This is a genomic window from Pantoea cypripedii (assembly GCF_011395035.1).
Taxonomy (GTDB): domain Bacteria; phylum Pseudomonadota; class Gammaproteobacteria; order Enterobacterales; family Enterobacteriaceae; genus Pantoea; species Pantoea cypripedii_A.
Genome location: NZ_CP024768.1, coordinates 1,194,295 through 1,219,214, shown reverse-complemented (window position 1 = coordinate 1,219,214; position 24,920 = coordinate 1,194,295). Strand labels below are relative to the sequence as shown.

25 protein-coding genes and 3 tRNA genes are annotated in these 24,920 nt (G+C 54.9%); 8 read left to right on the top strand and 20 right to left on the bottom strand.

The window, feature by feature from the left end:
• Nucleotides 1-112 precede the first annotated feature (112 nt).
• The 3 genes from CUN67_RS05645 to zitB are packed head-to-tail and all read left to right on the top strand — an operon-like array spanning nucleotide 113 to nucleotide 4,684.
• Complete coding sequence (locus CUN67_RS05645) at nucleotides 113-697, top strand: response regulator transcription factor (protein WP_208714356.1); 585 nt, start codon at nucleotides 113-115, stop codon at nucleotides 695-697.
• The gene (locus CUN67_RS05640) at nucleotides 694-3,753 is read left to right on the top strand and encodes an ATP-binding protein (protein WP_254711380.1); all 3,060 of its coding nucleotides are present in this window, start codon (nucleotides 694-696) and stop codon (nucleotides 3,751-3,753) included. Before CUN67_RS05645 ends, CUN67_RS05640 begins: the two co-directional genes overlap by 4 nt.
• Nucleotides 3,722-4,684, top strand: coding sequence for a CDF family zinc transporter ZitB (gene zitB, locus CUN67_RS05635; protein ID WP_208714354.1), 963 nt, complete (start codon nucleotides 3,722-3,724; stop codon nucleotides 4,682-4,684). Before CUN67_RS05640 ends, zitB begins: the two co-directional genes overlap by 32 nt.
• On the opposite strand, the gene pnuC is transcribed toward zitB, so the two are convergent.
• The 3 genes from pnuC to CUN67_RS05620 form a co-directional block, all read right to left on the bottom strand.
• Entirely contained in the window at nucleotides 4,681-5,400 is a 720-nt protein-coding gene (gene pnuC / locus CUN67_RS05630) for a nicotinamide riboside transporter PnuC (RefSeq protein ID WP_208714353.1), read from the bottom strand. The two genes, zitB and pnuC, sit on opposite strands and share 4 nt — an antisense overlap.
• 30 nt (nucleotides 5,401-5,430) lie before the next feature.
• Nucleotides 5,431-6,492: a quinolinate synthase NadA gene (gene nadA / locus CUN67_RS05625; RefSeq protein WP_208714352.1), complete on the bottom strand. Its 1,062-nt coding sequence runs from the start codon at nucleotides 6,490-6,492 to the stop codon at nucleotides 5,431-5,433.
• A 156-nt stretch (nucleotides 6,493-6,648) separates the two neighbouring features.
• On the bottom strand, nucleotides 6,649-7,134 hold the full coding sequence (locus CUN67_RS05620) for a methylated-DNA--[protein]-cysteine S-methyltransferase (RefSeq protein ID WP_084873535.1): 486 nt from the start codon (nucleotides 7,132-7,134) through the stop codon (nucleotides 6,649-6,651).
• Between the two features lie 158 nt (nucleotides 7,135-7,292).
• Here CUN67_RS05620 and CUN67_RS05615 point away from each other — a divergent pair, with 158 nt between their 5' ends.
• Nucleotides 7,293-8,756 carry an AlkA N-terminal domain-containing protein gene (locus CUN67_RS05615; RefSeq protein ID WP_208717075.1) on the top strand — a complete coding sequence of 488 codons (1,464 nt, stop codon included), beginning with the start codon at nucleotides 7,293-7,295 and terminating at the stop codon, nucleotides 8,754-8,756.
• Between the two features lie 39 nt (nucleotides 8,757-8,795).
• Here CUN67_RS05615 and CUN67_RS05610 read toward each other — a convergent pair.
• The 14 genes from CUN67_RS05610 to cydA form a co-directional block, all read right to left on the bottom strand.
• A tRNA-Lys gene (locus tag CUN67_RS05610) sits at nucleotides 8,796-8,871 on the bottom strand.
• 33 nt (nucleotides 8,872-8,904) lie between these two features.
• Nucleotides 8,905-8,980, bottom strand: a tRNA-Lys gene (locus CUN67_RS05605).
• 52 nt (nucleotides 8,981-9,032) lie between these two features.
• Nucleotides 9,033-9,108, bottom strand: a tRNA-Lys gene (locus CUN67_RS05600).
• 166 nt (nucleotides 9,109-9,274) lie between these two features.
• Nucleotides 9,275-10,087 (bottom strand): cell division protein CpoB, encoded by an 813-nt coding sequence (gene cpoB, locus CUN67_RS05595; protein ID WP_208714351.1) that lies wholly within the window; start codon nucleotides 10,085-10,087, stop codon nucleotides 9,275-9,277.
• Between the two features lie 9 nt (nucleotides 10,088-10,096).
• A complete protein-coding gene (gene pal / locus CUN67_RS05590; RefSeq protein ID WP_084873532.1) occupies nucleotides 10,097-10,612 on the bottom strand; it encodes a peptidoglycan-associated lipoprotein Pal in 516 nt (171 codons plus the stop codon).
• Nucleotides 10,613-10,677: 65 nt separating this feature from the next.
• A complete protein-coding gene (gene tolB / locus CUN67_RS05585) occupies nucleotides 10,678-11,973 on the bottom strand; it encodes a Tol-Pal system beta propeller repeat protein TolB (protein ID WP_084873531.1) in 1,296 nt (431 codons plus the stop codon).
• A gap of 116 nt (nucleotides 11,974-12,089) precedes the next feature.
• On the bottom strand, nucleotides 12,090-13,364 hold the full coding sequence (tolA, locus tag CUN67_RS05580; protein ID WP_208714350.1) for a cell envelope integrity protein TolA: 1,275 nt from the start codon (nucleotides 13,362-13,364) through the stop codon (nucleotides 12,090-12,092).
• A 25-nt stretch (nucleotides 13,365-13,389) separates the two neighbouring features.
• Nucleotides 13,390-13,818: a colicin uptake protein TolR gene (gene tolR / locus CUN67_RS05575; protein ID WP_208714349.1), complete on the bottom strand. Its 429-nt coding sequence runs from the start codon at nucleotides 13,816-13,818 to the stop codon at nucleotides 13,390-13,392.
• Nucleotides 13,819-13,831: 13 nt separating this feature from the next.
• The gene (tolQ, locus tag CUN67_RS05570; protein WP_013508309.1) at nucleotides 13,832-14,518 is read right to left on the bottom strand and encodes a Tol-Pal system protein TolQ; all 687 of its coding nucleotides are present in this window, start codon (nucleotides 14,516-14,518) and stop codon (nucleotides 13,832-13,834) included.
• Nucleotides 14,515-14,937 (bottom strand): tol-pal system-associated acyl-CoA thioesterase, encoded by a 423-nt coding sequence (gene ybgC, locus CUN67_RS05565; protein WP_439332271.1) that lies wholly within the window; start codon nucleotides 14,935-14,937, stop codon nucleotides 14,515-14,517. Before ybgC ends, tolQ begins: the two co-directional genes overlap by 4 nt.
• Before the next feature lie 190 nt (nucleotides 14,938-15,127).
• Complete coding sequence (gene ybgE / locus CUN67_RS05560; protein WP_208714347.1) at nucleotides 15,128-15,421, bottom strand: cyd operon protein YbgE; 294 nt, start codon at nucleotides 15,419-15,421, stop codon at nucleotides 15,128-15,130.
• Complete coding sequence (cydX, locus tag CUN67_RS05555) at nucleotides 15,421-15,534, bottom strand: cytochrome bd-I oxidase subunit CydX (protein WP_084873526.1); 114 nt, start codon at nucleotides 15,532-15,534, stop codon at nucleotides 15,421-15,423. The genes ybgE and cydX overlap by 1 nt, the downstream gene beginning before the upstream one ends.
• 15 nt (nucleotides 15,535-15,549) lie before the next feature.
• Nucleotides 15,550-16,689, bottom strand: coding sequence for a cytochrome d ubiquinol oxidase subunit II (gene cydB, locus CUN67_RS05550; RefSeq protein ID WP_208714346.1), 1,140 nt, complete (start codon nucleotides 16,687-16,689; stop codon nucleotides 15,550-15,552).
• A gap of 11 nt (nucleotides 16,690-16,700) precedes the next feature.
• A complete protein-coding gene (cydA, locus tag CUN67_RS05545) occupies nucleotides 16,701-18,272 on the bottom strand; it encodes a cytochrome ubiquinol oxidase subunit I (RefSeq protein ID WP_208714345.1) in 1,572 nt (523 codons plus the stop codon).
• 825 nt (nucleotides 18,273-19,097) lie between these two features.
• On the opposite strand from cydA, the gene CUN67_RS05540 reads away from it, so the two are divergent.
• From CUN67_RS05540 to CUN67_RS05525, 4 genes are all read left to right on the top strand, one after another.
• The gene (locus tag CUN67_RS05540) at nucleotides 19,098-19,799 is read left to right on the top strand and encodes a hypothetical protein (RefSeq protein ID WP_208714344.1); all 702 of its coding nucleotides are present in this window, start codon (nucleotides 19,098-19,100) and stop codon (nucleotides 19,797-19,799) included.
• Nucleotides 19,796-20,224 (top strand): hypothetical protein, encoded by a 429-nt coding sequence (locus CUN67_RS05535; protein ID WP_208714343.1) that lies wholly within the window; start codon nucleotides 19,796-19,798, stop codon nucleotides 20,222-20,224. The genes CUN67_RS05540 and CUN67_RS05535 overlap by 4 nt, the downstream gene beginning before the upstream one ends.
• A 112-nt stretch (nucleotides 20,225-20,336) precedes the next feature.
• On the top strand, nucleotides 20,337-21,038 hold the full coding sequence (locus CUN67_RS05530) for a hypothetical protein (protein WP_208714342.1): 702 nt from the start codon (nucleotides 20,337-20,339) through the stop codon (nucleotides 21,036-21,038).
• Nucleotides 21,035-21,463 carry a hypothetical protein gene (locus tag CUN67_RS05525; protein WP_208714341.1) on the top strand — a complete coding sequence of 143 codons (429 nt, stop codon included), beginning with the start codon at nucleotides 21,035-21,037 and terminating at the stop codon, nucleotides 21,461-21,463. The genes CUN67_RS05530 and CUN67_RS05525 overlap by 4 nt, the downstream gene beginning before the upstream one ends.
• A 109-nt stretch (nucleotides 21,464-21,572) precedes the next feature.
• Here CUN67_RS05525 and sucD read toward each other — a convergent pair whose 3' ends face one another.
• The 3 genes from sucD to odhB all read right to left on the bottom strand — a co-directional run bounded on the left by sucD (nucleotide 21,573) and on the right by odhB (nucleotide 24,915).
• Nucleotides 21,573-22,448 (bottom strand): succinate--CoA ligase subunit alpha, encoded by an 876-nt coding sequence (gene sucD / locus CUN67_RS05520; protein ID WP_208714340.1) that lies wholly within the window; start codon nucleotides 22,446-22,448, stop codon nucleotides 21,573-21,575.
• Nucleotides 22,448-23,614, bottom strand: a complete 1,167-nt coding sequence (gene sucC / locus CUN67_RS05515; protein ID WP_208714339.1) for an ADP-forming succinate--CoA ligase subunit beta — start codon at nucleotides 23,612-23,614, stop codon at nucleotides 22,448-22,450. Before sucC ends, sucD begins: the two co-directional genes overlap by 1 nt.
• 77 nt (nucleotides 23,615-23,691) lie before the next feature.
• Nucleotides 23,692-24,915 carry a 2-oxoglutarate dehydrogenase complex dihydrolipoyllysine-residue succinyltransferase gene (gene odhB / locus CUN67_RS05510; RefSeq protein ID WP_208714338.1) on the bottom strand — a complete coding sequence of 408 codons (1,224 nt, stop codon included), beginning with the start codon at nucleotides 24,913-24,915 and terminating at the stop codon, nucleotides 23,692-23,694.
• Between the last annotated feature and the right edge of the window lie 5 nt (nucleotides 24,916-24,920).

The window sequence follows — 24,920 nt, the reverse complement described above, 5'->3', positions numbered from 1 at the left end:
GATAAAGGGACACGGCACGATGTTAACACTCATACGACGGGACAGGATGAGATAATGAACACCCTGCCCTTTTTCCGTTATGCTGAAGCAATGAAAAAGACAGGATATGGTTATGGCTGCGCTGCTGCTTATTGATGATCACCCGTTAGTTGAGGTCGCGCTGGAAGCGGCCTGCGCTAAATCCCCGATTCCTTTGCAACTGTTCGCTGCCAGCGATGAAGCCGGAGCGCGTCAGCTGCTGCAACAGCAAGTCATTGATCTCGTCATTCTCGATATTGGCTTGCCGGATAGCGATGGACTGGAGCTGCTGCGCCGCCTGCGCATCCATCATCCGCAACGCCCGGTGCTGATCTATTCGGCGGAGCAAAGCCGCCATACCTTATTACGCGCGGCTTCACTCGGTGCCGCCGGTTATGTGGTGAAAAGCCAGAGCATGGCGCAATTGCTGAGTGCCATCCTCGCGGTGCTGGGTGGACAACAGGCTTTTCCCGCCCTGCCCGAGCGCATTGATTTGCCGCTGACCGGGAAAGAGCAGCAAATCGTGGCCCTGCTGGCACGGGGTCTGTCCAATTTGCAGATTGCCGAACAGCTGCACATCAGCAACAAAACCGTCAGCACCCATAAAAAGAACATTCTGGAGAAGACCGGAGTGCAATCGGTGGTTGAACTGGCCGAGCTGTGGAAAGCGCAACAGTGAAGCGCTGGCTCCTGCTGCTGACCTTACTGTGCAGCACGCTGGCGCAGGCTGATTTACAACCGGCCAGCAGCGTGATGCTGCCCGTGATGATGCCAGCGCCGCACAGCACGCCCTGGCCCACTTCACCGCTGCGCGTGGCGCTACCGGCACAAAACAGCGCCCCCTGGGCGATGCGCATCGGCGATCAAATCTGGGGTATCGACGCGGATTATCTCAGCGCCCTCAGCCAGCTCACCGGGAGCCATTTCGTACTGGAAAGTTATCCCGACCTGAGCCAGCAACTGGCCGCGCTGCGGCGCGGCGAAGTGGACCTGGTGCTGAGCACCGAACAGGCTGCGCTGCCGCCCGGCATCGGGCTGAGCGATAGCTGGTACAGCAGCCCGGTACGTATTTATCGCAACCGGGACAATCAACGTGCCGTGATGTTCAACAGCCATAACGCGCAGCTCACCGTGGCGCAGTCCACGCTGGCGCAGCTGCCGGACAACTTTGTCCGCGCCCACCGCTGGCACAGTTTGCCGGGGGATCTCCAGGCGCTGTACGCGCTGTTCAATCAACAAAGTGATTACCTGGTGGCCGATGAAGCTAGTGCCGGGTTTCTGCTCAGTCAGTTGCAACAAGGGCAGATTTATCAAATCACCGCCGATCCTGGTGCCGGTGACATCACGCTACGGGCAATGGCGCGCGATCCGGCGTTGATCCAGTGGTTGAATCAACAGCTGCGCCTGTTGCCTGCCGAGTTCAGTAACCGGGTGCGACAACGCTGGAGCCCGCCGTTACTGCGCTATCAGGACACGCAAACCCTGATGTTGTCTCCCGTTGAGCAGCAGTGGCTGGCGCAGCACCGGCAAATCCCCTACGCCGCCGAAGCCGATAACGCCCCCTGGAGCTATCGCGACGCCAGTGGCAATGCGCGTGGTTTCGCCATCGATTTACTCAATGCGCTTAGCCAGAGCACCGGACTGCGCTTTACCCCACGCTGGGTGGCTAACCCGCAGCAGGCCGAAACCTTATTGCAACAGCAGCAGGTGATGCTGAGCGTGCTGCCCCCGCAGGATGGTGCCACCACCCTGCCGGTGTGGCGCGCCATCTGGGGCATTTATACCCTGACCCCGCATCAGCCCATGAACTGGCAGGGGCTGCAGGGGCAGCGGGTGGGGATACTGCGCGCCGACCTGGCACAACGCATGCTGCCCGCCGGGATCACGCCGCAGATTTTTGACGATCGTGCGCAGCTGTGGCAGGCCCTGAACAGCGGCCAGATCGATGCGCTGGTGGATAATGTGCTATCGGCCCGCTGGCGCATCGCCAGCCACTATGGCAATCGTATCCATCTGGCGTTTGCCGCCAGTGATATTGCCTGGCCGCTGGCCCCCGAGATCAGCGCACAGCAGCCGGTGCTGCGTGCGTTACTCGATCGGGCGCTGCAACAAATCCCCCCGGAAACCCTGAGCCAGATGCGTGATAACTGGTCAATGCCACCGCAACCCGGCACCACCATGACGATGCGCAATGTGCCTCTGCTGGTGCTGATCGCCGCAGGTATCGCCATTCTGGTGCTGCTGCTGTTGCTGGTGCGTCGTTACCTGCAACAGCGGCGTGAACGGCTGCAACGCGAGCAGGCCGAACGAGCCAATGCGGCGAAAAGCCAGTTCCTGGCCACCGCCAGCCACGAGTTGCGCACGCCGATGCAGGCGATTCTCGGCCTGCTGGAGCTGGAACAGGAGCAACATCCCAGCCCCCGGCTTGAGCTGATGCACAGCAGCGCACGATCGCTAATGGCGCTGCTGAACGATTTGCAGGATCACGCCCGCATCGAAAGCCACAGCTTCCGCCTGTCACCCCGCCCCATCGATCTGGCGCACTGGTTGCAGCAGCAACAGCAGTTTTATCATCCGCTGATGCGTGATGCGGGTCCACAGCTGGTGGTGGAGGCTCTGACCGCTCTGCCTGCGGCGGTGCTGCTGGATGGCGATCGTCTGCAACAGGTGGTAAATAATCTGGTGGCAAATGCGCTGAAGTTTACCCGTGTGGGAGATATCCGCCTGACACTGGCGGTAAGCGATAACATCGTGCTGATGGTTGCTGACAGCGGCAGCGGCATTCCGCTGGAGGAACAGGCGCAACTGTTTGAACCCTGGTATCAGGCCCCTTCCGGAAAAACCCTTGCGGTGCAAGGCAGCGGTCTGGGCTTATTTATTTGTCGCGAGATCGTGCAGCGTATGGGCGGCACGCTGACGCTGACCTCCGCACCCGGCGTGGGCACCACCGTCCAGGTGACGTTGCCGCTTCAGTTAGCCGAAAACGGGCCGGAGTCCACCGCCAGCCGCTGGCCGCAGTATCCACAGCTACGCGTAGCCATCGTTGACGACCATCCCACCAATTTGCTGGTGATGCAGCAGCAACTGGCAACATTTGCGATCGCTGCCGACGTGTTTGATGACGGACGCGCGTTGCTGCGCGCCGATGCTAAACAACCGTTTGACGTGCTGTTTATCGATCAGATGATGCCACGTCCCGATGGCGTCACCCTGCTGCGCATCCTGCGTCGTCGCCAGCGTCAACGCGGCACCGCAGCCTTACGCATTCTTTGTTCTGCCGATGCGCAGCTGGCGAAGCAGCCGCTGCAACCCAATGAAGCCCTGCTGGTTAAACCCATCACCCTGGGGGCTATCGCGCCCCTGCTGGCGCGCACTGAGCACGACCCGTTAAGTGCTGTGTCAGACAGCCTGCGCATCCTGGCACAGCATAACGAAAGCTTTATTCCGCGCATCTGTCAGACGTTGCAACGCACCCTGATACAGGATCGTGATGCCCTGTTGGCAGCCCGCGCGGGGCAGAACTGGCCAGAACTGGCGCGTGCCTCCCATCGCATGAAAGGCAGCTGGTTGTTGCTGGGTATCGACGATATCGCGACCCGTTGCCAGCAACTGGCGGATGCGGCAAAACAGCAACGGCTGGAACCAGAATCGCTTGATTTACTGATATCATTAACTAACAGGTTACTGAAACAACTGGAAAGTTATGGCACACACCCATTCTCACAGCGGGCCTGACGGCAACCGTACACGACTGGCGGCGGCGTTTGGCATCACCGCCCTTTTTATGCTGGTGGAAGCTGTCGGCGGCTGGATTTCCGGCTCGCTGGCACTGCTCGCTGATGCCGGTCATATGCTCACCGATACCGCTGCGCTGCTGATGGCATTGCTGGCAGTACAATTTTCACAGCGTAAACCCAATGCGCGTCACACCTTTGGCTTGCTGCGTCTGACCACCCTCGCTGCCTTTGTTAACGCTATCGCCCTGCTGGTGATAACCGTGATGATCGTCTGGGAGGCGCTGCGGCGCTTTTACCAGCCACAACCCGTGGCGGGTGGTCTGATGCTGACCATCGGCGTTGCCGGGCTGCTGGCGAATCTGCTCTCCTTCTGGCTGCTGCATCATGGCAGCGAAGAGAAGAATCTTAACGTGCGTGCCGCCGCCCTGCATGTGCTGGGCGATTTGCTGGGTTCGGTGGGGGCGATTGTCGCTGCGCTGATTATCATGTGGACCGGCTGGACCCCGATCGATCCGATTCTGTCGTTGCTGGTGTCGCTGCTGGTGGTACGCAGCGCCTGGTCGCTGCTGCGTGAGAGTTTACACGAGCTGCTGGAAGGCGCACCGGGCAATATCAATGTGGATAAGCTGAAGCGCGACCTGACGCTGAATATCGCCGAGGTACGTAACGTCCATCATGTGCATCTGTGGCAGGTGGGCGAGAAGCCGGTGCTGACGCTACATGTCCACGTCATCCCGCCCTACGATCATGACGCGCTGCTGGAGCGTATCCATCGTTACCTGCATACGCATTATCAGATCGCTCACGCCACGGTGCAGATGGAGTACCAGGCTTGCAACTGGCAGGATTGTGAGCTGTGCTTTGCCCCGGATAACCAGCACGCCCACTCTCATCATGAGGCGCTGGAAGGCCACGTACATCATCATTAAGAGGAAAGCGCGCGCGAGCCATGTTCGCGTGCGCTTTGGATCCACAGCCGCGAACCGTTGAGCGCAATTAACGTCAGGATGACGTATTCCAGTGACATGGCATACACCCCCTGGCGGGCAAAAATCATCACGCTTATCACGTTAATCACCACCCACAGCAGCCAGTTCTCCACGTATTTGCGCGTCATCAGAATCATCGCCACGATCGACAACACCATCATGCAGGAATCCCAGAACGGGAAGGCATCCGGTTGCAATTGTGGCATCACCACATGCAGCCCCATGCTCTGCATGATGTTCAGCGCGATACGGGTGAGGAAGGCAAACACCGGATCGATATACAACGTCATCAGGCCGATGCCAATGACACAGGCTGCCCCCCAACCCAGCGCTTTGGGCAGCGGCAGCCAGCGTATCTTCAATTCGGCTTCCTGGGCGGCATTTTGCCGACTCCACGCATACCAGCCATAAACATTGGCGACGAAGAAAAACAGCTGCAACAGCAGGCTGGCATACAGCTGGATCTGGAAGAAAATCACCGCGAACAGGGTGACGTTAATCAGGCCGAAGAAGTAATTGATGATTTTTTCCAGGCTGGCCAGCCAGATGCACAGCAGGCCAGCCACGGTGCCGACCGCTTCGATCCAGGAAAGATCGTAGCCGCCGACACCAAGAGGAATATGAACCAGAATATTTTGTGTGCTAAAGAAATCCATAACGGGCACCTGTCTGAAAGGTGCGGCGCATCAGGCGTTCCCTTTCACCTTGAGTTTGAGTTCCGCTGCAAAGGATAGCATGCGGTTGAGCGGCAGCAATGCCGCTGCACGCAATCCATCATCCACATGGATTTCGTGCTCGCTGCCACCGTGCGCCAGGCCCGCGGCAATCGCCTGCAAGCCGTTCATCGCCATCCACGGACAATGGGCGCAGCTACGGCAGGTGGCCCCTTCTCCGGCAGTGGGGGCTTCCAGCAGTTCTTTTTCCGGCACCGCCTGCTGCATTTTGTAGAAGATGCCGCGGTCAGTGGCGACAATCATTTGCGGATGCGGCAGGCTTTTCGCGGCCTGAATCAGCTGGCTGGTGGAACCCACGGCATCAGCCAGATCAACAATCGCCTGCGGGGATTCAGGGTGCACCAGCACCGCCGCTTCCGGGTAGAGCGCCTTCATGCGTTGCAGTGCCTGGGTTTTGAATTCGTCATGGACGATGCAGGCCCCCTGCCAGCACAGCACATCGGCCCCGGTTTTCTGCGTGACATAGCGGCCCAGATGGCGATCCGGTGCCCAGATAATCTTTTCACCGAGGCTGTCGAGATGTTCAATCAGTTCAACCGCGATACTTGAAGTCACCACCCAGTCGGCACGCGCTTTTACCGCTGCCGAGGTGTTGGCATACACCACCACGGTGCGATCCGGGTGCGCATCGCAAAATCGGTTGAACTCCTCAATTGGGCAGCCCAAATCGAGTGAACATTCCGCCTGTAGCGTGGGCATCAGCACGGTTTTTTCCGGGCTGAGGATTTTCGCGGTTTCCCCCATAAAACGCACCCCCGCCACCAGCAACGTTGACGCCGGGTGGGTGCTGCCAAACCGCGCCATCTCCAGCGAGTCTGCCACGCAGCCACCGGTGGCTTCCGCCAGCGCCTGAATCTCCGGATCGGTGTAGTAATGCGCGACCATCACCGCATCACGTTCTTTCAGCAACCGTTTGATTTCGGCGATGTAAAAGGTTTTTTCATCCTGGCTGAGGCGCGCCGGTTTCGGCGGGAAGGGATAGATCGCGCTTTCTGGATCGAACATCAGGCTCATGACACGGCTCTCGGTTTTCTTAATTTAACAAAATGGCCTTTATGACCACTAAGACGACATCAGATCCGCCATCTTGTTTTATATGCTAAACAAGATAGCGGATCCGACCGGGAGTGTCGTGCTTTTTTTATGCAGAAAATACGGGCTGTGACCCGCTTAGCTTTTTGGCGTGGCTTCAAGATCCAGCAGGAACGCTTTTACCGCCAGCCCGCCCGCGAAGCCCGTCAGTTTGCCATTGCTGCCGATGACACGATGGCAAGGTGCCACGATCGATAACGGGTTTTTGCCATTCGCGGCCCCCACTGCGCGTACCGCTTTCGGATTACCAATTTGCTCAGCAATCTGACGGTAGCTGCGGGTTTCACCGAAGGGGATGGTGATTAACGCCTGCCAGACTTTTTTCTGGAACTCCGTCCCGACGGTGTCATACGGCAGATCGAAATGCTGACGTTCCCCCGCGAAGTATTCGCGCAGCTGGCGTTCGGTTTCACACAGAATCGGATGTTGATCGTCCCGGCTGATGGGCTTCAGCGGAATACGTTGTGAACCTTCATTTTCCCACAGAATCGCTGACAGTCCCTTATTGCTGGCAATTAACGTGAGTTCTCCGACCGGCGTCGGGATAATTTTTGCATGATACATGGTGCGCCTCCGGCTTGATATCAGGGGAGCATTATCGCACTTTTGGCGTGATAAACTGGCTGTTTTCGGTCATGCAGATAAACTGGTTAGCTGTCCGAAAGCAGCCAGTTTTCTCATCAGGGTTGCGCGAGGATGCGATTTATTTGCTGGAGACGATGATGTTTGATCCCGACATTGCATACCAGGCGCTGACTTCACGCGATAGCCGGTTTGACGGTTTATTTTTTGTCGGTGTGACATCGACCGGAATTTATTGCCGCCCGATTTGCCCGGTGAAAGCGCCAATGCAGAAAAATTGCCTGTTTTTTTCCAGTGCCGAAGCCGCAGAGAAAGCGCATTTCCGCCCCTGCCTGCGCTGTCGTCCTGAGCTGGCCCCCGGCTTCGCGCCGGTCGATAGCCATCATCGTATCGCCGATCGGCTGATTCGGCGTATTGAGGAGGGGCTGCTTGAGGAGCAGGAGACGCTGGCGGAGATTGCCACCGAGTTTGGTTTGAGCGAGCGCCAGCTAAGACGCGTGGTGCAGCAGGAACTGGGCGTTTCTCCGCTCGAACTGCGCCAGACACGCCGCATGCTGCTGGCGAAGCAGCTACTGACCGAAACCACGCTGCCAGTCACGGAAATTGCCTTCGCCAGTGGTTTTCGCAGTCTTCGCCGCTTTAATGATGTTTTCCAGGCGCGCTATCGCATGACGCCATCCCGGCTACGTAAAGAAAGCGCCCCCTCTTCCGGCACACAGTTGCAGGAAAGCGCGGAGCTGCGCCTCAGCTATCGTCCCCCCTATGACTGGGACGCGATACTCGATTTCCTGCAACAGCGCGTTATGAAGGAAGTGGAATGGGTGGCGGATGGTGTTTATCACCGCACCGTGGCGCTGGGTGGCTGTCGTGGCTGGGTGCGTGTCAGCCATGATGCCGGGAAACAGGCGCTGAAGGTGCAATTCACCACCAGCCTGACCCCAGTGCTACCCGCCCTGTTACGTCGCCTGCGCGATTTATTCGATTTGGATGCCCAACCCCAGCGTATCGCCGATCAGCTGTCTCAGGACCCTCTGCTGGCCCCGAGCCTGGCCAATTACCCTGGTCTGCGTGTACCAGGTGCCTTTGACGGGTTTGAGCTGGGCGTGCGGGCAATTCTCGGCCAGCAGGTCACGGTCAAAGCCGCCACCACGTTAAGCAGCCGGGTGGCGCAGCGTTTTGGCGAGCCAATGGAGACCCCCTGGCCTGAATTATCCCGCCTGTCTCCCAGTGCTGAATCGCTGGCAACGGCGACGCAGGATGATATCGCCAGACTTGGCATCGTCAGCGCACGTGCACAGGCGATCATGGCGCTGGCGCAGGCTTGTGCTTCAGGCGCATTACGCTTTAATGGCGCGGTACATCCCGATGTGGTGGTGCAACAGCTACTGACCTTGAAAGGCGTCGGGCCGTGGACCGCCAGCTATATTGCAATGCGCGCCCTGCGCTGGCCGGATGCGTTTCCCAAAGAGGATATCGCCATTCGTAATAATCTCGGCGGCGTCAGTGCGAAGGAAGCAGAGTTGTTATCTCAGGTGTGGCGGCCGTGGCGCAGCTATGCGGTGTTGCATATCTGGCGTAGCGGCGTGATAAACGCGATAAAGTAGAAAAGCAAAAAGGCGCCTTTAGGGCGCCTTTCTACATAATGGTGGGTCGTGCAGGATTCGAACCTGCGACCAATTGATTAAAAGTCAACTGCTCTACCAACTGAGCTAACGACCCGCTCGATGAGGGCTTACAACCAAAACGTCCAGATGGTGGGTCGTGCAGGATTCGAACCTGCGACCAATTGATTAAAAGTCAACTGCTCTACCAACTGAGCTAACGACCCATCGTGGTTGTGAAGCGAACTGAAGAAAACACTGAACCGGGTAGGGTTGAGATGGTGGGTCGTGCAGGATTCGAACCTGCGACCAATTGATTAAAAGTCAACTGCTCTACCAACTGAGCTAACGACCCATCTTCAGCGCTGCCGACACTTGTTAAGATATGTCCCGGCAACGGCGGCATATATTACTGATTTAGCGGGGTAGCGCAACCCTTATTTTCCACCAACTGACTCAATTGCTTACCTTTCATGCGGCAAGACCAGAAATCACACGAAATCCGGTCTGTGCTGCACAAATTACAACCCGGCGAGACGTTTCTGAGCCAGTTTGGCAGATTCGCTGTTTGGGAATTGTTTGATCACCTGCTGGTAGACCGCTTTGGCTTTCGCCGTATCGTTCTTCTCCTGCATGATCACCCCAACCTTAAACAACGCTTCTGCAGCCTTAGGCGATTTCGGGTAGTTTTTTACCACAGTGGCAAAATAATAGGCCGCATCGTCCTTTTTGCCCTTGTTGTAAAACAACTGCCCCAGCCAGTAATTCGCATTGGGCTGATAGGTAGAATCAGGATAACGCTTCACCCATGCCTGCAGCGCCGTAATGGCCTGATCATACTGCTTCTTCTCCAGAATCAGCGCCACGGCAGCGTTGTAGTCGCTGTTGGCATCACCGCTTTGCGTCGGTGCTGCGGCTGCGCCTGCACTGCTGCCCGCATCAGCGGCTGCTGCACCGGCACCAGCACCAGCGGCTGCCGCCGTCGCATCACCACCGCCACCGCTGGCCTGGGCACCGTTATTACCGCTGCTCAAACTGTCGATCTGCTGGTAGATCTGCTTCTGGCGCTCAATCACCTGATTAAGCTGATAGGTGTTCTGCTGAATTTGCCCGCGCAGCGAATCAATATCGCTTTGGTTATCACTCATCTGCTGCTGCAACTGCTGCAGAAGCTGAGCCTGGGCATTGGAGATACGTTCAAGAGTGGTGACACGGTCTTCGACCGAGCCCGAGCCAACGCTACTGATTGACGCCTGGGCAGTAGCGGCCCAGGGGGCCGCTACACCAACCAGTAACGACAGACTCAAGAGATGAAGTCTGAAGTTACTCATCATGTGCTTATCTTAGTAAACCAGAACGGCACGACGGTTTTTAGCGTAAGCCGCTTCGTCGTGACCCAGAACTGCCGGCTTCTCTTTACCGTAAGAAACGATAGACATCTGATCAGCTGACACGCCTTTACCCTGCAGGTACATTTTAACTGCGGTAGCACGACGCTCGCCCAGGGCGATGTTGTATTCCGGCGTACCGCGCTCATCCGCGTGACCTTCGATGGTCACTTTGTATGACGGGTTGCTACGCAGGAAAGCAGCGTGCTGATCCAGCATCTGAGCGTACTCAGATTGCACGTCATACTTGTCCAGACCGAAGTAAACGATGTTGTTCTGCTGCAGCTGCTGCATCTGCAGACGCGCTTGCTCGTCAGAAGACATGTTGCCGCTGTTCATGCCAGAACCGTTAGCGCCATCAGCACCCATACCAGTCTGGTCATTGTTGTTGTTTTTGTGAGAGCTACATGCAGCCACTGCGATAACCGGCAGAGCCAGCATCAAACCCTTCAGCACTTTGTTCAGTTGCATTTCTTTATCCTATTATATTGTTTGCCATACATATTTACCCCCCACCTCAGCGGGGGATAGATGCATCACAGATACGGCGACCAGGCAGGTGATTTTACCTGTCCATCAGTTGCCGGAAGACGCGCTTTGAAACGCCCATCGGTTGAAACCAACTGCAACACGGAACCCATCCCCTGAGTAGAGCTATAGATTACCATCGTGCCGTTAGGAGCCAGACTTGGCGTCTCATCCAGGAACGTGTCCGTTAACGTTTGAACGGCTCCCGTTTCCAGATCCTGTTTGGCGACGTGCTGAGCGCCACCGGCGCTGCTAATCATCACCATCGTTTTACCGTCGGCTGACACGTCCGCATCCTGGTTCTGAGAACCTTCCCAGGTAATACGTTGTGCCGCACCGCCGTTAATGCCAATTTTGTAAATCTGAGGCGCACCCGCCTGGTCTGAGGTATAGGCCAGTGTCTGGCTATCCGGGAACCAGGTCGGCTCAGTGCTGTTATAACGGCCATCAGTGATCTGACGAATCTGACCTGATGCCAGATCCATCACATACAGGTTCAGGCTACCGGTTTTCGACAGGGCGAAAGCCAGTTTAGAACCATCCGGCGAGAAGGCCGGTGCGCCGTTATGACGCGGGAAAGAAGCAACCTGACGAATAGCGCCGTTAGCCAGCGTCTGGATAACCAGCGCAGATTTGCCACTTTCAAAGGTTACATAAGCCAGTTTGCTGCCATCTGGAGACCAGGTTGGCGACATCAGCGGCTCTGGAGAACGGTGAACCACAAACTGGTTGTAGCCATCGTAATCCGATACGCGCAGCTCATACGGGAACTGACCGCCGTTGGTCTGCACCACATAGGCGATACGCGTGCGGAAGGCGCCTTTGATACCGGTCAGCTTCTCGAACACTTCGTCACTGGCGGTGTGTGCGGCATAGCGCAACCACTGCTTCGTCACTTTGTAAGAGTTCTGCGCCAGTACCGTACCCGGTGCACCACCGGTATCCACCAGCTGATAGGCGATCTGGTAGCTGCCATCCGGGTTCGGGGTGACCTGACCCACCACTACGGCATCAATACCCAGTGCGCTCCAGGCGGCAGGCTGAACCTGCTGCGCGCTGGTCGGCTGTTGCGGCAGACGCGAGCGATCCAGCGGATTAAATTTACCGCTGTTGCGCAAGTCTGCTGCGACGATGCCACCAATATCTTCTGGTGCAGCGCCAGGACCGGCCCACTGGAAAGGAACCACACCAATAGGACGCGCAGTATTCACGCCCTGCGTAATTTCAATGCGTACTTCCGCGTGCAGCATCGCCGCCCACAGCAGTACAAAAAAACCTAAGGTTACACGAAGTGCCTGCTTCATCTTTTCTCCCTTATCTGAACCTGAGTTCATGATAATTCGCACTGTTCCTGAAAAAACACGGGTACTCATAGAGTACGGCAAGCTAACCTTAGATCAACCTGCCGTTTGTTACTGCATTACTGCGGTTTGAAAACCATTGGTGCGTTTTTGAACACTTCATACACCGCCTGTGAAGGTGGCTTCGGTATATGTGCCTGTTTAGCCGCCGCGATCGCCGCCTGGCACAATGCCGGGTCGCCGCCCTCCGCCGTCACATTAGTCAGAAAGCCATCCGGGGCCAGCTTGATGCGCAGGTTACACTCTTTACCTTTGTATGAATCGGCATCATAGAAACGACTCTGAATCGCCGCCACAACCTGGCCCATATAGGAGTTAATTTCGGCTCCCGAGGCTCCGGCTTTCTTCTGATTACCTTGTCCCGCTGCACCACCACTGGAAGCGGCAGCGTTACCACTTTTCGGTGCATTCTTACCGGATGAGAGACCACCCAGCAGATCGTCAACAGCGTTTTCATTCTTCGCGGCTTCGGCTGCGGCTTTCTTCTTCGCATCCGCTGCGGCTTTGGCTTTCGCTGCGGCATCCGCTTTGGCTTTCGCCGCTGCTTCAGCTTTCGCTTCGGCCTTCTCTTTCGCTGCTTCGGCGGCTTTTTCTTTTGCTGCTTCGGCGGCTTGCTCTTTGGCTTCCTGCGCGGCTTTCGCCTTCGCATCTGCCGCTGCCTGCGCTTTGGCTTCCGCATCCGCTTTGGCTTTCGCCTGAGCGGCCGCTTTCGCTTCCTGAACCGCTTTTTCTTTCGCTGCCTCGGCTGCTGCCGCTTTCGCTTCCTGATCAGCCTGCTTCTTCGCTTCAGCCGCAGCCTGTTTCGCCTGCTCTTCCGCCTTCTGCTTAGCATCCGCTGCGGCTTTCGCCTGGGCATCCGCCTGCGCTTTGGCATCGGCTTTGGCTTTAGCTGCTGCGGCTTCCGCTGCTTTCTGTTCTTCCTGCGCCTGCTTCGCCGCCGCTTCAGCCGCTTTCTGCTGTTCAGCCTGCTGTTTCGCCTGCTCTTTGGCATCCTGTTGCGCCTGCAGACGTTCCTTCTCCAGCTCTTTCAGACGCTGTTGTTCGGCGGCCTGCTTCTGCTGCAACTCTTCTGCCTGCTGCTGCGCCTGCTTTTGACGCTGCTGCTCGGCACGCTGGCTATCGCTCTGTTGATTCTGCTGACGGTTGTATTGATCGACCACGGCACCCGGGTCCACCATCACCGCGTCGATATCGCTACCGCCGCCGCCACCGCTGGATTCAACTTTTTCGTTAAACGAGCTCCAGACCAGCAAGGCGATCAACACGATGTGCAGAATCACCGAAATGATTATCGCGCGTTTTAACTTCTCGTTTTGCTCGGTTGCCTTCGACACTCTCGGTTCCCAAAAACGGTTCGCTTTAAATCGGCTGCGTCATCAAACCGACAGATTTCACGCCAGCCTGATGCAGCAGGTTAAGCGCCTTGATGATTTCGTCGTAAGGCACGTCTTTTGCGCCACCGATCAGGAAGACCGTCTTCGGATTCGCTTCCAGTCGGCGCTGTGCTTCGCTCACCACCTGCTCAGGCGGGAGCTGATTCATACGATCGTGATCCACCACCAGGCTGTACTGCCCTACCCCCGCAACTTCAACAATCACCGGCGGATTATCATCGCTGGAGACCGTCTTCGAGTCGGTTGCATCCGGCAGATCCACTTCCACACTTTGGGTAATGATCGGCGCGGTTGCCATAAAGATCAGCAACAGCACCAGCAGCACGTCCAGCAGCGGAACGATGTTGATTTCAGACTTAAGATCGCGGCGAGCGCGACCACGGGTTCTGGCCATCGTTTACCTCGACTTACTTCGTGTTGTCGGTGGAGAAAGCCTGACGATGCAGGATAGCCGTGAACTCTTCCATAAAGTTGTCGTAACCCTGCTCCAGCTTATTGACGCGCTGGTTCAGACGGTTGTACGCCATCACCGCTGGAATGGCGGCAAACAGACCGATTGCCGTGGCGATCAGCGCTTCGGCGATACCCGGTGCGACCATCTGCAACGTCGCCTGCTTCACGGCACCCAGAGCGATAAAGGCATGCATGATCCCCCACACCGTACCAAACAGACCGATGTACGGGCTGATGGAACCGACGGTGCCAAGGAAAGGAATATGGTTTTCCAGTGCTTCCAGCTCACGGTTCATCGAAATCCGCATCGCACGGCTGGCACCTTCTACCACCGCTTCCGGCGCGTGGCTGTTAGCACGGTGCAGACGCGCAAACTCTTTAAACCCGGAATAGAAAATCTGCTCAGAGCCGTTCAGCTCGTCACGACGCCCCTGGCTCTCCTGATAAAGACGAGACAGTTCGATACCTGACCAGAATTTATCTTCAAACGCTTCGGCTTCACGCCCGGCAGCATTCAGAATGCGGGTGCGCTGGATAATGATTGCCCATGAGGCAATAGAAAAGCCGATCAAAATCAACATGATAAGTTTGACCAGAAGGCTTGCCTTCAGGAACAAATCAAGAATATTCATGTCAGTCACTGCTTGAACTCCGCGACAATAGACTTGGGAAGCGCAATCGGCTTCATTAGATGTGGGTTGATGCAGGCAATCAGGACTTCTGCTTCATTGAGCACTTTGCCTTCTGCATTCACGATACGCTGAGAGAACGTCATGGTGGCACGCGTCATTGAAGTCACTTCACTCTGGATTTCCAGAAGATCATCAAGACGTGCTGCCGCAAGATAGTCCACCGTCATACGCCGCACCACAAAACAGATTTGCTGTTCCAGCAAGGTCTGTTGATTGAAATGGTGCTGGCGCAACATTTCGGTACGTGCTCGTTCATAGAAAGCGATATAGCTGGCGTGATAAACCACACCACCGGCGTCGGTATCTTCGTAATAGACCCGAACCGGCCAGCGAAACAGCGTTGTACTCACTCTACATCCCGGTATCATTTTAAACGTTGCTACTATACGCAAGTGAGATCGGCTTGGGAATGGCCCGCTGACGCCCCGAGAAAATAATTATCAGACGGTAACAACCGGAAGGATTTTTGGCAGATTTCTTGACCAGACGCTGACAAATACTCACATCAGCGCCTGAAATAACGACAATAAATGGACTGAATTTGTCCTGACCGGGGACTTAACGATAGAACCAGATAATCCCCGCCAGCAGGACAATCATCGCCGGTAAGGGTGTGAAGAATGCTTGCCAGCGTAACCGACGTGGACGGAACCCCGTGCCGTGAATCACGCCGGTACACACCGCCCAAATCAGTACCGCACCATGCCAGACCGAAAGTGCGCTGGTTTTTGCCGCAAAGCGCGACGGATCCCAGAACACACATCCCGCCAGCCATAAGGCCAGTAACAGTGAAAAGGCCCGTAACGGGCCTTTATCCATCAGACGATACAAGGTCTGAAACAGTTGGCGCATCAGGCTTTATCGCCTTTCGCTGCGCTCTCTTCAGCACGCTCCAGCGCCAGTGCCGCGATCACACCGAACGAACAGGCCAGCAGGGTGCCAAGAATCCAGGCAAAATACCACATGTTCTAGCTCCTTAATCAGTACAGGGAGTGCGTATTGCTCTCAACGTGTTCTTTGGTGATGCGACCAAACATTTTCCAGTAACACCAGGTGGTGTACAGCAGAATGAGTGGGACAAAAATGATGGCGGCAAAAGTCATGATCTTCAGCGTCAACACACTTGATGTCGCATCCCACATGGTCAGGCTGGTACCCGGCACGGTGCTCGACGGCATGATGAACGGGAACATGGCAATGCCCACGGTCATGATCACACCTGCCAGCGTCAGTGAAGAGAAGATAAATGCCCAGGCACCTTTCTCCATGCGTGAGCACAGAGTAGTCAGCAGCGGCATGACCACACCCAATATCGGGAAGATCCACAGAATCGGGGTCTGCTCAAAGTTCACCAGCCAGGCACCGGCTTCACGCACCACATCTTTACCCAGCGGGTTAGACGCGGCATGGTGATCGATAACGCTTTTCACCACGTAACCATCGATACCGTATTTCACCCACACGCCAGCCAGAATGAAGCACACCATCATCACTAACGCGGCAATCTGCGCGATAGAACGTGCCCGGACATGCAGTTCACCGGTGGTACGCATTTGCAGATAGGTGGCGCCCTGTGTCAGGAACATGGCCACGCTGATCACACCCGCCAGCAGTCCAAACGGATTTAACAACTGGAAGAAGTTGCCGGTGTAGAACAGGCGCAGATACTCGTCAGCGTGGAATGGCACACCCTGCAACAGGTTACCAAACGCCACACCAATCACCAGCGGCGGGACAAAGCTGCCGATGAAAATGCCCCAGTCCCACATGCCACGCCAGCGCACATCTTCAATCTTGGAGCGGTAATCAAAACCCACCGGGCGGAAGAACAATGATGCCAGTACAAGAATCATTGCCACATAGAAGCCGGAAAACGCGGCGGCGTAGACCATCGGCCAGGCGGCAAACAACGCGCCACCGGCAGTGATCAGCCACACCTGGTTACCGTCCCAGTGCGGGGCAATGGTGTTAATCATGACGCGACGTTCCGTGTCGGAGCGGCCCATAATACGGACCAGCATCCCCACACCCATGTCGAAGCCTTCGGTGACGGCAAACCCAACCAGCAGAATGCCGATCAACAGCCACCAGACAAATCGCAATACTTCATAGTCAAACATGGTAGCTCTCCTTATCCACGCGCCGGTTGGGCTGATGCCGCAATCTGCTCATGGTGATAGCGGCCGGTTTTCAGGCTGCTTGGACCAAGGCGGGCAAATTTGAACATCAAATACATTTCCGCCACCAGGAACAGGGTGTACAGACCACAAATCAGAATCATTGAGAACAGAACATCGCCAGTCGTCAGTGACGAGTTCGCGACCGCCGTTGGCAACACCTCACCCACGGCCCACGGCTGACGGCCATACTCTGCAACAAACCAACCCGATTCGATGGCAATCCACGGCAGCGGAATGCCGTACAATGCCGCTTTAAGCAGCCAGCGGCACTTGCCGATACGATTGCGAATCACGCTCCAGAACGACAGTGCAATCACCGCCAGCAGCAGGATTCCACACAACACCATGATACGGAACGCAAAGTAGAGCGGCGCTACGCGCGGGATTGAATCCGCCGTCGCTTTCTGGATCTGCGCTTCGGTGGCGTTCGCCACATCCGGGGTATAACGTTTCAGCAGCAGACCGTAACCGAGATCCTGTTTGCTTTGCTCGAACGCTTTACGTACCGCAGGATCCTGGCTGCCACCGCGTAATTGGTTCAGCAGCGCATAAGCTTTCATGCCGTTACGGATACGCACTTCATGCTGGGCCAGCAGCTCTTTCAGACCGGTTACCGGGGTATCCACCGAGCGGGTAGCAATCAATCCAAGCAGGTAAGGTATCTGGATCGCGTATCTGTTTTGCTGCGCATCCTGATCCGGCAGGCCGAACAGCGTAAACGACGCCGGAGCCGGTTGGGTTTCCCATTCGGCTTCGATAGCAGCCAGTTTGGTTTTCTGCACATCACCCATTTCGTAGCCAGATTCGTCACCCAGCACGATCACCGACAGCACCGCTGCCATACCGAAGCTGGCTGCAATCGCGAAAGAACGCTTAGCAAAGGCAATGTCACGGCCTTTCAGCAGATACCAGGCGCTGATGCCGAGAATGAACATAGCACCGGCGGTATAGCCCGCTGCTACGGTGTGAACGAATTTCACCTGCGCTACCGGGTTCAGTACCAGCTCGGAGAAGCTCACCATCTCCATACGCATGGTTTCAAAATTGAACTCAGAGGCAATCGGGTTTTGCATCCAGCCGTTCGCCACCAGGATCCACAGTGCCGACATGTTCGAACCGAGAGCCACCAGCCAGGTCACCGCCAGGTGCTGTACCTTACCGAGACGATCCCAGCCGAAGAAGAACAGGCCAACAAAGGTGGATTCGAGGAAGAACGCCATCAGGCCTTCAATGGCCAGCGGCGCACCGAAGATATCGCCGACGTAGTGTGAGTAATAAGACCAGTTAGTCCCGAACTGAAATTCCATGGTCAGACCGGTTGCGACACCGAGTGCGAAGTTGATGCCAAACAACTTGCCCCAGAATTTGGTCATATCTTTGTAAATCTGTTTTCCCGTCAGGACGTATACGGTTTCCATGATCGCCAGCAAAAACGCCATACCCAGCGTTAATGGCACGAACAGGAAGTGATACATCGCCGTCAGGGCAAACTGCAAACGCGACAGCTCGACAATATCTAACATGATGACTCCTTGCTCCTCGCATGAACTCTTCCTGCGGGCGACAACGGCAAACAACAGACATTGACGTACAGAAGAAGAGTCAGGAACGACTGATTATTGATTCCAGTTTTGTTACCGACAGAACAGAGAAATCTGCTGCCCGAAGTGAGCGAGTAACAGTGATGAAAATTCCCTGAAAACGTATCGCAACAATCCGTTTCGGACAGGAGTGAGAGAGGAGGCGACAGAATTGATATAACAACGCCTGGCACAAACTCCTGAAAATGCGTGAAAAAGATTGAATTGATGTAGCGCAATTTAAACCGGTTAAGTTGCGCTTTGCCAGTGGTAAAGTTTGTTATAACTCAGCATTTGTTGATCTGGATTAACGCATAAAATTTCCAGATATGTATTGTGGAGCTTATTGTTAATTAGTTGTCATGAGATGATGACGTAATTAAGAAAATAATTACCTTTGCCATAATTTTTTAACGAAGCGGCTGGCAAGACTTTCTTAGTTTTCAATCAGACACCATCGAATTTGCCCTTCTTTACCTTCTGACAAAATAATCATAGCTGCCAATTTTGACCTCGTCGGACTTTTCCCACTTTTTGCGTGTGGAAAAGCGGAAAACATGCCCCGAATCAGGCAACTTTTCGTGCAATGCACCTGACGCGCGTGGGCTATTAGCGTTTCCTCTAACCCTAAATAAGTAAAATTTTCTATTACTTTTAATGAGATATGATAAGCATCACAATCCTGTTCTTAACCCCTCACCTTTTCTGTCGTTTTGAGTAGAGTGGAAGCCGCACATGGTGTGCTGAAAGGATGATGAGGATTTAAGGATGAGTAAACGGAGTGATATTATTGATGGCTCAGAGGCAGCCAAAGCCGATTATGGGCTGATTTACACGGAAGTGCTTGGCTGGGTGGACCTCGGCCATGCTAAGGGAGATGACATCAGGAAATTGATGAATAAAATAAATCACAGTGAAGCCATGAGTGCGGCTCGCTACGACATAACTTATTCACAGTCGATGGCTGACCCGTGGCGCATGCTGCGAATGGGCAAATTTGCTACATGGCGCGTGCGTAAAGGGCGTCCCTATAAAGAGCGTCAGAGCATTGCACTTGCTATGATGATGGCAGTAGCCAGGCGTTTTGAGGCCTTTCAGGATACATTTCCTATCAACCTGGTGACAGATAGTGGATTTAGTGGCGAGGATCTCTGTTCCGACCTGCTGGGTTTTTACCGGGTAATGCGTATGCAGAATCCGTTTCCTCTGCTGCAACCGGTAAGTAAGCAAGAAGCACTTAAGCGCTGGGATTATTATGGCAAAATAGGTACCTGGAAAAATGAAACCTTTCAGCCGCTTTTGTTCCCCGATCCAAAGAAATTCCCAAACGCCAAACCGTACTTAAGCCATCTGCCAAACTTCATGCAGACTATCAGACCCTACGATGACTGGAAGTCTGGAAATGTCTGTATCGCCAGCGCCGATGGTAATTACCTCCAGAGCGGTCAGGATAAGGACATGATGGGATGAGGAAGTCATTCAAAATAGCCCTTGTCATTGCCCTTGTTATCACAGCTACATTTGCCTGGTTCTGGCCAGTGATGCAAATGTCGCTGGCAGGCAGCGCACATTACACCGAGCAGGATAAAAGAGAGTATGAGTTTTATACCCCTGATATTCTGAAAAAAATGCCGCGTATCTCTGGCCGTTATGAATTCGCCTTTTATAACGTCGCAGGTCCAGAATCACAGGGGCATACGGTCACCTTTCACGATACTACTGATACCAGCCAGATTAGCGCTTACCTGACTTCTCTTGGGTATGTCAAACACGACCATTGCTCAGTCAGCGGAGCTTGCTGGCGAGGCAGTGATCCCCAGGAAAGGGTAAGCTTTAGTAATTTTCCACAGCTCAACGAAGTGTTGGTGACAGTCGCTTATTCACCGAACTTTTAACCACCGGTAGTAAAAAAGCCGCTATCCCCCCAAAGGGACAGCGGCTTAACACTTGTTTTGAGTAAAGTGAAAACCGCACATGGTGTGCTGAAAGGATGCTGAGGGTTTAAGGATGAGTAAACGGAGTGAGATTATTGATGGCTCAGATGCGGTAAATGCAAATATTGGGCTGATTTACACTGAAGTGCTTGGCTGGGTGGATCTTGGCCATGCAAGAGGAAATGACATCAGATCACTGATGAACAAAATCAACCACGGTGAGGCCATGAGCGCGGAGCGCTACGATGTCAGCTATGCTCAGTCGATGGTATCGCCCAGGCAAGTCTTTCGTGTAGGTAAATTCATTAAGTGGCGTATTCGCAAGGGACGCCCCTGGCACGAGCGCCAAAGCATTGCACTCGCTATGATGATGACCGTAGCCAGACGCTTTGAGGCCTTTCAGGGCACCTTCCCTATCAATCTGGTCACTGACAGCGGCTTTAGTGGTGAGGATCTCTGTTCTGACCTGCTGGGTTTTTATCGCGTGATGTCGATTCAAAATCCATTCCCACTGCTACGCCCCGTCAGCAAGGACGAAGCACTGAAACGTTGGGACTATTACGGCAAAATTGGTTCGTGGAAAAATGAAACCTTCCAGCCTCTCTTGTTTCCCGATCCAGAAAGATTTCCTCATGCCAGGCCACGCTTAGGTCAACTGCCTGCCTTTATGCAGACCATAAGGCCTTATAATGACTGGAAGTCTGGCAACGTGGGTATAGCAACCGCGGACGGAAATTATATGCAGGATGGGGAGCAGAAGGACATAATGGGATGAATAAGCCTTTTAAAATCGCTACCAGCATCATCGTAATCATTGTGGCGGTTCTTGCGGGCGTGTTTGCTTACTACTGGCCGATCACAAAACTGGAATTTGAGGGGAGCGCACATTACACCGAACAGGATAAAAGGCTGTATGGACACTTTACACCTGACATCCTCAAAAACATGCCGCGAATATCAGACAACTATCAGTTCGCTTTTCAAAACATCTCTGGCCCCGCAGCGCTGATTTATGAGGTGAGGTTCAATGGCACGACCGATACCAGCAAGATTAGCGCTTACCTTGAATCACTTGGTTATATAAAGCAAAGCAGTTGTTCGATAGAGGGAGAGTGCTGGCACGGAAATATGCCAGAAGAAGAAGTGGCGGTGGGTGCGGTGGAAAAGACCAATGTGGTTATCGTATCAGTCATTCACTAGTCATATCTTCAATAACACGAATATGTAGCTGATTCTGTTTACTAAAAAAAGTGAGTCCTGTCAGGACTCACTTTTTTGATAAAGGCTTCATGCCTGAGCAAGAAAAAGCTTATTTAGCCGGCAGGACTTCTTTCACGGCGTCGCCGATATCAGCCAGGCTGCGTACGGTTTTCACACCAGCCGCTTCCAGCGCAGCAAATTTCTCATCTGCTGTGCCTTTGCCACCGGCGATGATCGCACCTGCGTGACCCATACGCTTACCTTTCGGCGCAGTCACCCCGGCGATATAACCGACAACCGGCTTGGTCACATGTTCTTTGATGTAAGCAGCCGCTTCTTCTTCAGCGCTACCGCCGATCTCACCGATCATCACGATCGCTTCGGTCTGCGGGTCTTCCTGGAACATTTTCAGGATATCGATGAAGTTAGAACCCGGAATCGGGTCACCACCGATACCTACGCAGGTTGACTGGCCGTAACCAATGTCAGTGGTCTGCTTAACCGCTTCATAAGTCAGGGTGCCTGAACGTGACACGATACCTACGCGGCCCGGCAGGTGAATGTGACCCGGCATAATACCGATCTTACATTCGCCAGGGGTGATCACACCCGGGCAGTTCGGGCCGATCATACGCACGCCAGCTTCATCCAGCTTCACTTTCACGGTCAGCATATCCAGCGTCGGGATACCTTCAGTGATGGTGATGATCAGTTTGATACCCGCGTCGATGGCTTCCAGGATACCGTCTTTGCAGAACGGAGCCGGAACGTAGATCACGGTGGCGGTTGCGCCCGTGACTTCTACCGCTTCACGCACGGTGTTAAACACCGGCAGACCGAGATGGGTGGAGCCGCCTTTACCTGGGGTCACACCACCAACCAGCTGCGTACCATAGGCCAGCGCCTGCTCAGAGTGGAAAGTCCCCTGGCCACCGGTGAAACCCTGGCAAATGACTTTGGTGTTTTTGTCGATCAAAATGGACATTATTTACCCTCCGCAGCAGCAACAACACGCTGTGCCGCGTCTGTCAGGCTGGTTGCTGCAATGATGTTCAGACCGCTGTCCGCCAGTTTCTTAGCGCCCAGCTCGGCGTTGTTACCTTCCAGACGTACCACCACCGGTACGTTCACACCCACTTCCGCTACCGCACCAATGATGCCGTCTGCGATCAGGTCGCAACGCACGATGCCGCCGAAAATGTTAACGAATACAGCTTTTACTGCATCGTCAGACAGGATGATTTTGAAGGCTTCAGTTACGCGCTCTTTGGTGGCGCCACCGCCGACATCAAGGAAGTTAGCAGGCTGGCCACCGTGGTGTTTCACGATGTCCATGGTACCCATCGCCAGACCCGCACCGTTGACCATACAGCCAATGTTGCCTTCCAGCGCGACATAGTTCAGTTCCCACTGAGTCGCATGCGCTTCACGCGGATCTTCCTGGCTTGGGTCACGCATTTCACGCAGTTCCGGCTGACGGAACAGGGCATTGCCATCGGCACCCAGTTTGCCATCGAGACAGATCAGATCGCCCTGCTTGGTCACCACCAGCGGGTTGATCTCAACCAGCGCCAGGTCGCGTTCCAGGAACATGGTCGCCAGACCCATGAAGATTTTGGTGAACTGGCTGACTTGTTTACCGGTCAGGCCCAGTTTGAACGCCAGCTCGCGGCCCTGATACGGCTGCGGACCGGCTAACGGATCCAGCGCCATTTTGTGGATCAGGTGCGGCGTCTCTTCCGCGACTTTCTCAATCTCAACACCGCCTTCGGTCGAGGCCATAAAGACCACGCGGCGGCTGGCACGGTCAACGACCGCTCCCAGATAGAGTTCCTGATCGATGTCAGTCGCTGCTTCCACCAGGATCTGGTTTACCGGCTGACCTTCGGCGTCTGTTTGATAGGTTACCAGGCGTTTGCCCAGCCAGTGTTCAGCAAAGGCACGGATCTCTTCTTTGCTCTTCACCACTTTCACACCGCCCGCTTTACCGCGGCCACCGGCATGAACCTGACATTTCACTACCCACGGGCCTGCGCCAATTTTTGATGCGGCTTCTTCTGCTTCACGTGGTGTAGTACAGGCGTAGCCAGTCGGTGCCGGCATACCATACCGTGCAAACAGCTGTTTAGCCTGGTATTCGTGTAAGTTCATGATGTTCTATCCATTTAGGTCTAGTAAAGACTAATGAGTTTGGGACGCGCCCTGAACCAGGCCGCGTCCTATGAAAATCAGACATCCAGCAGCAGACGCGCCGGATCTTCCAGCATCTCTTTCACTGCCACCAGATAACCGACAGACTCGCGGCCATCGATCAGACGGTGATCATAAGAGAGCGCCAGATACATCATCGGCAGCACCACAACCTGACCATTCACCGCCATCGGACGATCTTTGATAGCGTGCATGCCCAGAATCGCGCTCTGCGGTGGGTTGATGATCGGGGTGGACATCAGCGAACCGAAGACACCGCCGTTAGTGATGGTGAAGTTACCGCCAGTCAGTTCGTCAACGGTCAGTTTGCCGTCACGGCCTTTCACCGCCAGTTCTTTAATTTTCTTCTCGATGTCAGCCATGCTCAGCGCATCAACATCTCTCAGCACCGGCGTCACCAGACCACGCGGGGTGGATACCGCGATGCTGACGTCGAAATAGTTGTGATACACCACGTCTTCACCGTCGATGGAAGCATTCACTTCCGGGAAGCGTTTCAGCGCTTCAACCACGGCTTTGATATAGAAAGACATAAAGCCCAGACGCACGCCATGACGCTTCTCGAAGGCATCGCCGTACTGCTTACGCAGATCCATGATCGGCTTCATGTTGATTTCGTTGAAGGTGGTCAGCATTGCGGTGCTGTTTTTCGCTTCCAGCAGACGCTCAGCAACACGCTTACGCAGACGCGTCATTGGAACACGCTTCTCGCTACGGTTGGCAATCGCTGTCTGCGGTGCAGCAGCAGGTTGTGCTGCAGCCGGTGCCGCTTTGGCTTCCGGTTTCTTCGCCAGATGTTTTTCCACATCTTCACGCGTGATACGACCACCAACGCCGCTGCCTTTAATCTGGCTGGCATCGAGATCATGCTCAGCGATCAGGCGACGGATCGCCGGGCTGAGTGCGTCATTGCTCTCTTCTTCCAGAGAAGCCGTCTGACGCTGTGCAGGCGTTGATTCCTTGCTCTCCACTTTCGCGGTGGTCTCTTTCCCGCTGCTGTTGCCTTCTTTCAGACGGCCGAGGATCTGGCGCGAGGTTACGGTTGAACCTTCATCTTCCAGCACCGCATCCAGAACACCGTCGGCCGATGCCGGCACTTCCAGTACCACTTTGTCGGTTTCGATCTCGACAATCACTTCATCGCGACTGACCGCGTCGCCGGGTTTTTTATGCCAGGTTGCTACCGTTGCGTCCGCTACGGATTCAGGCAAATCGGGAACGAGAATATCTACGCTACTCATTATCT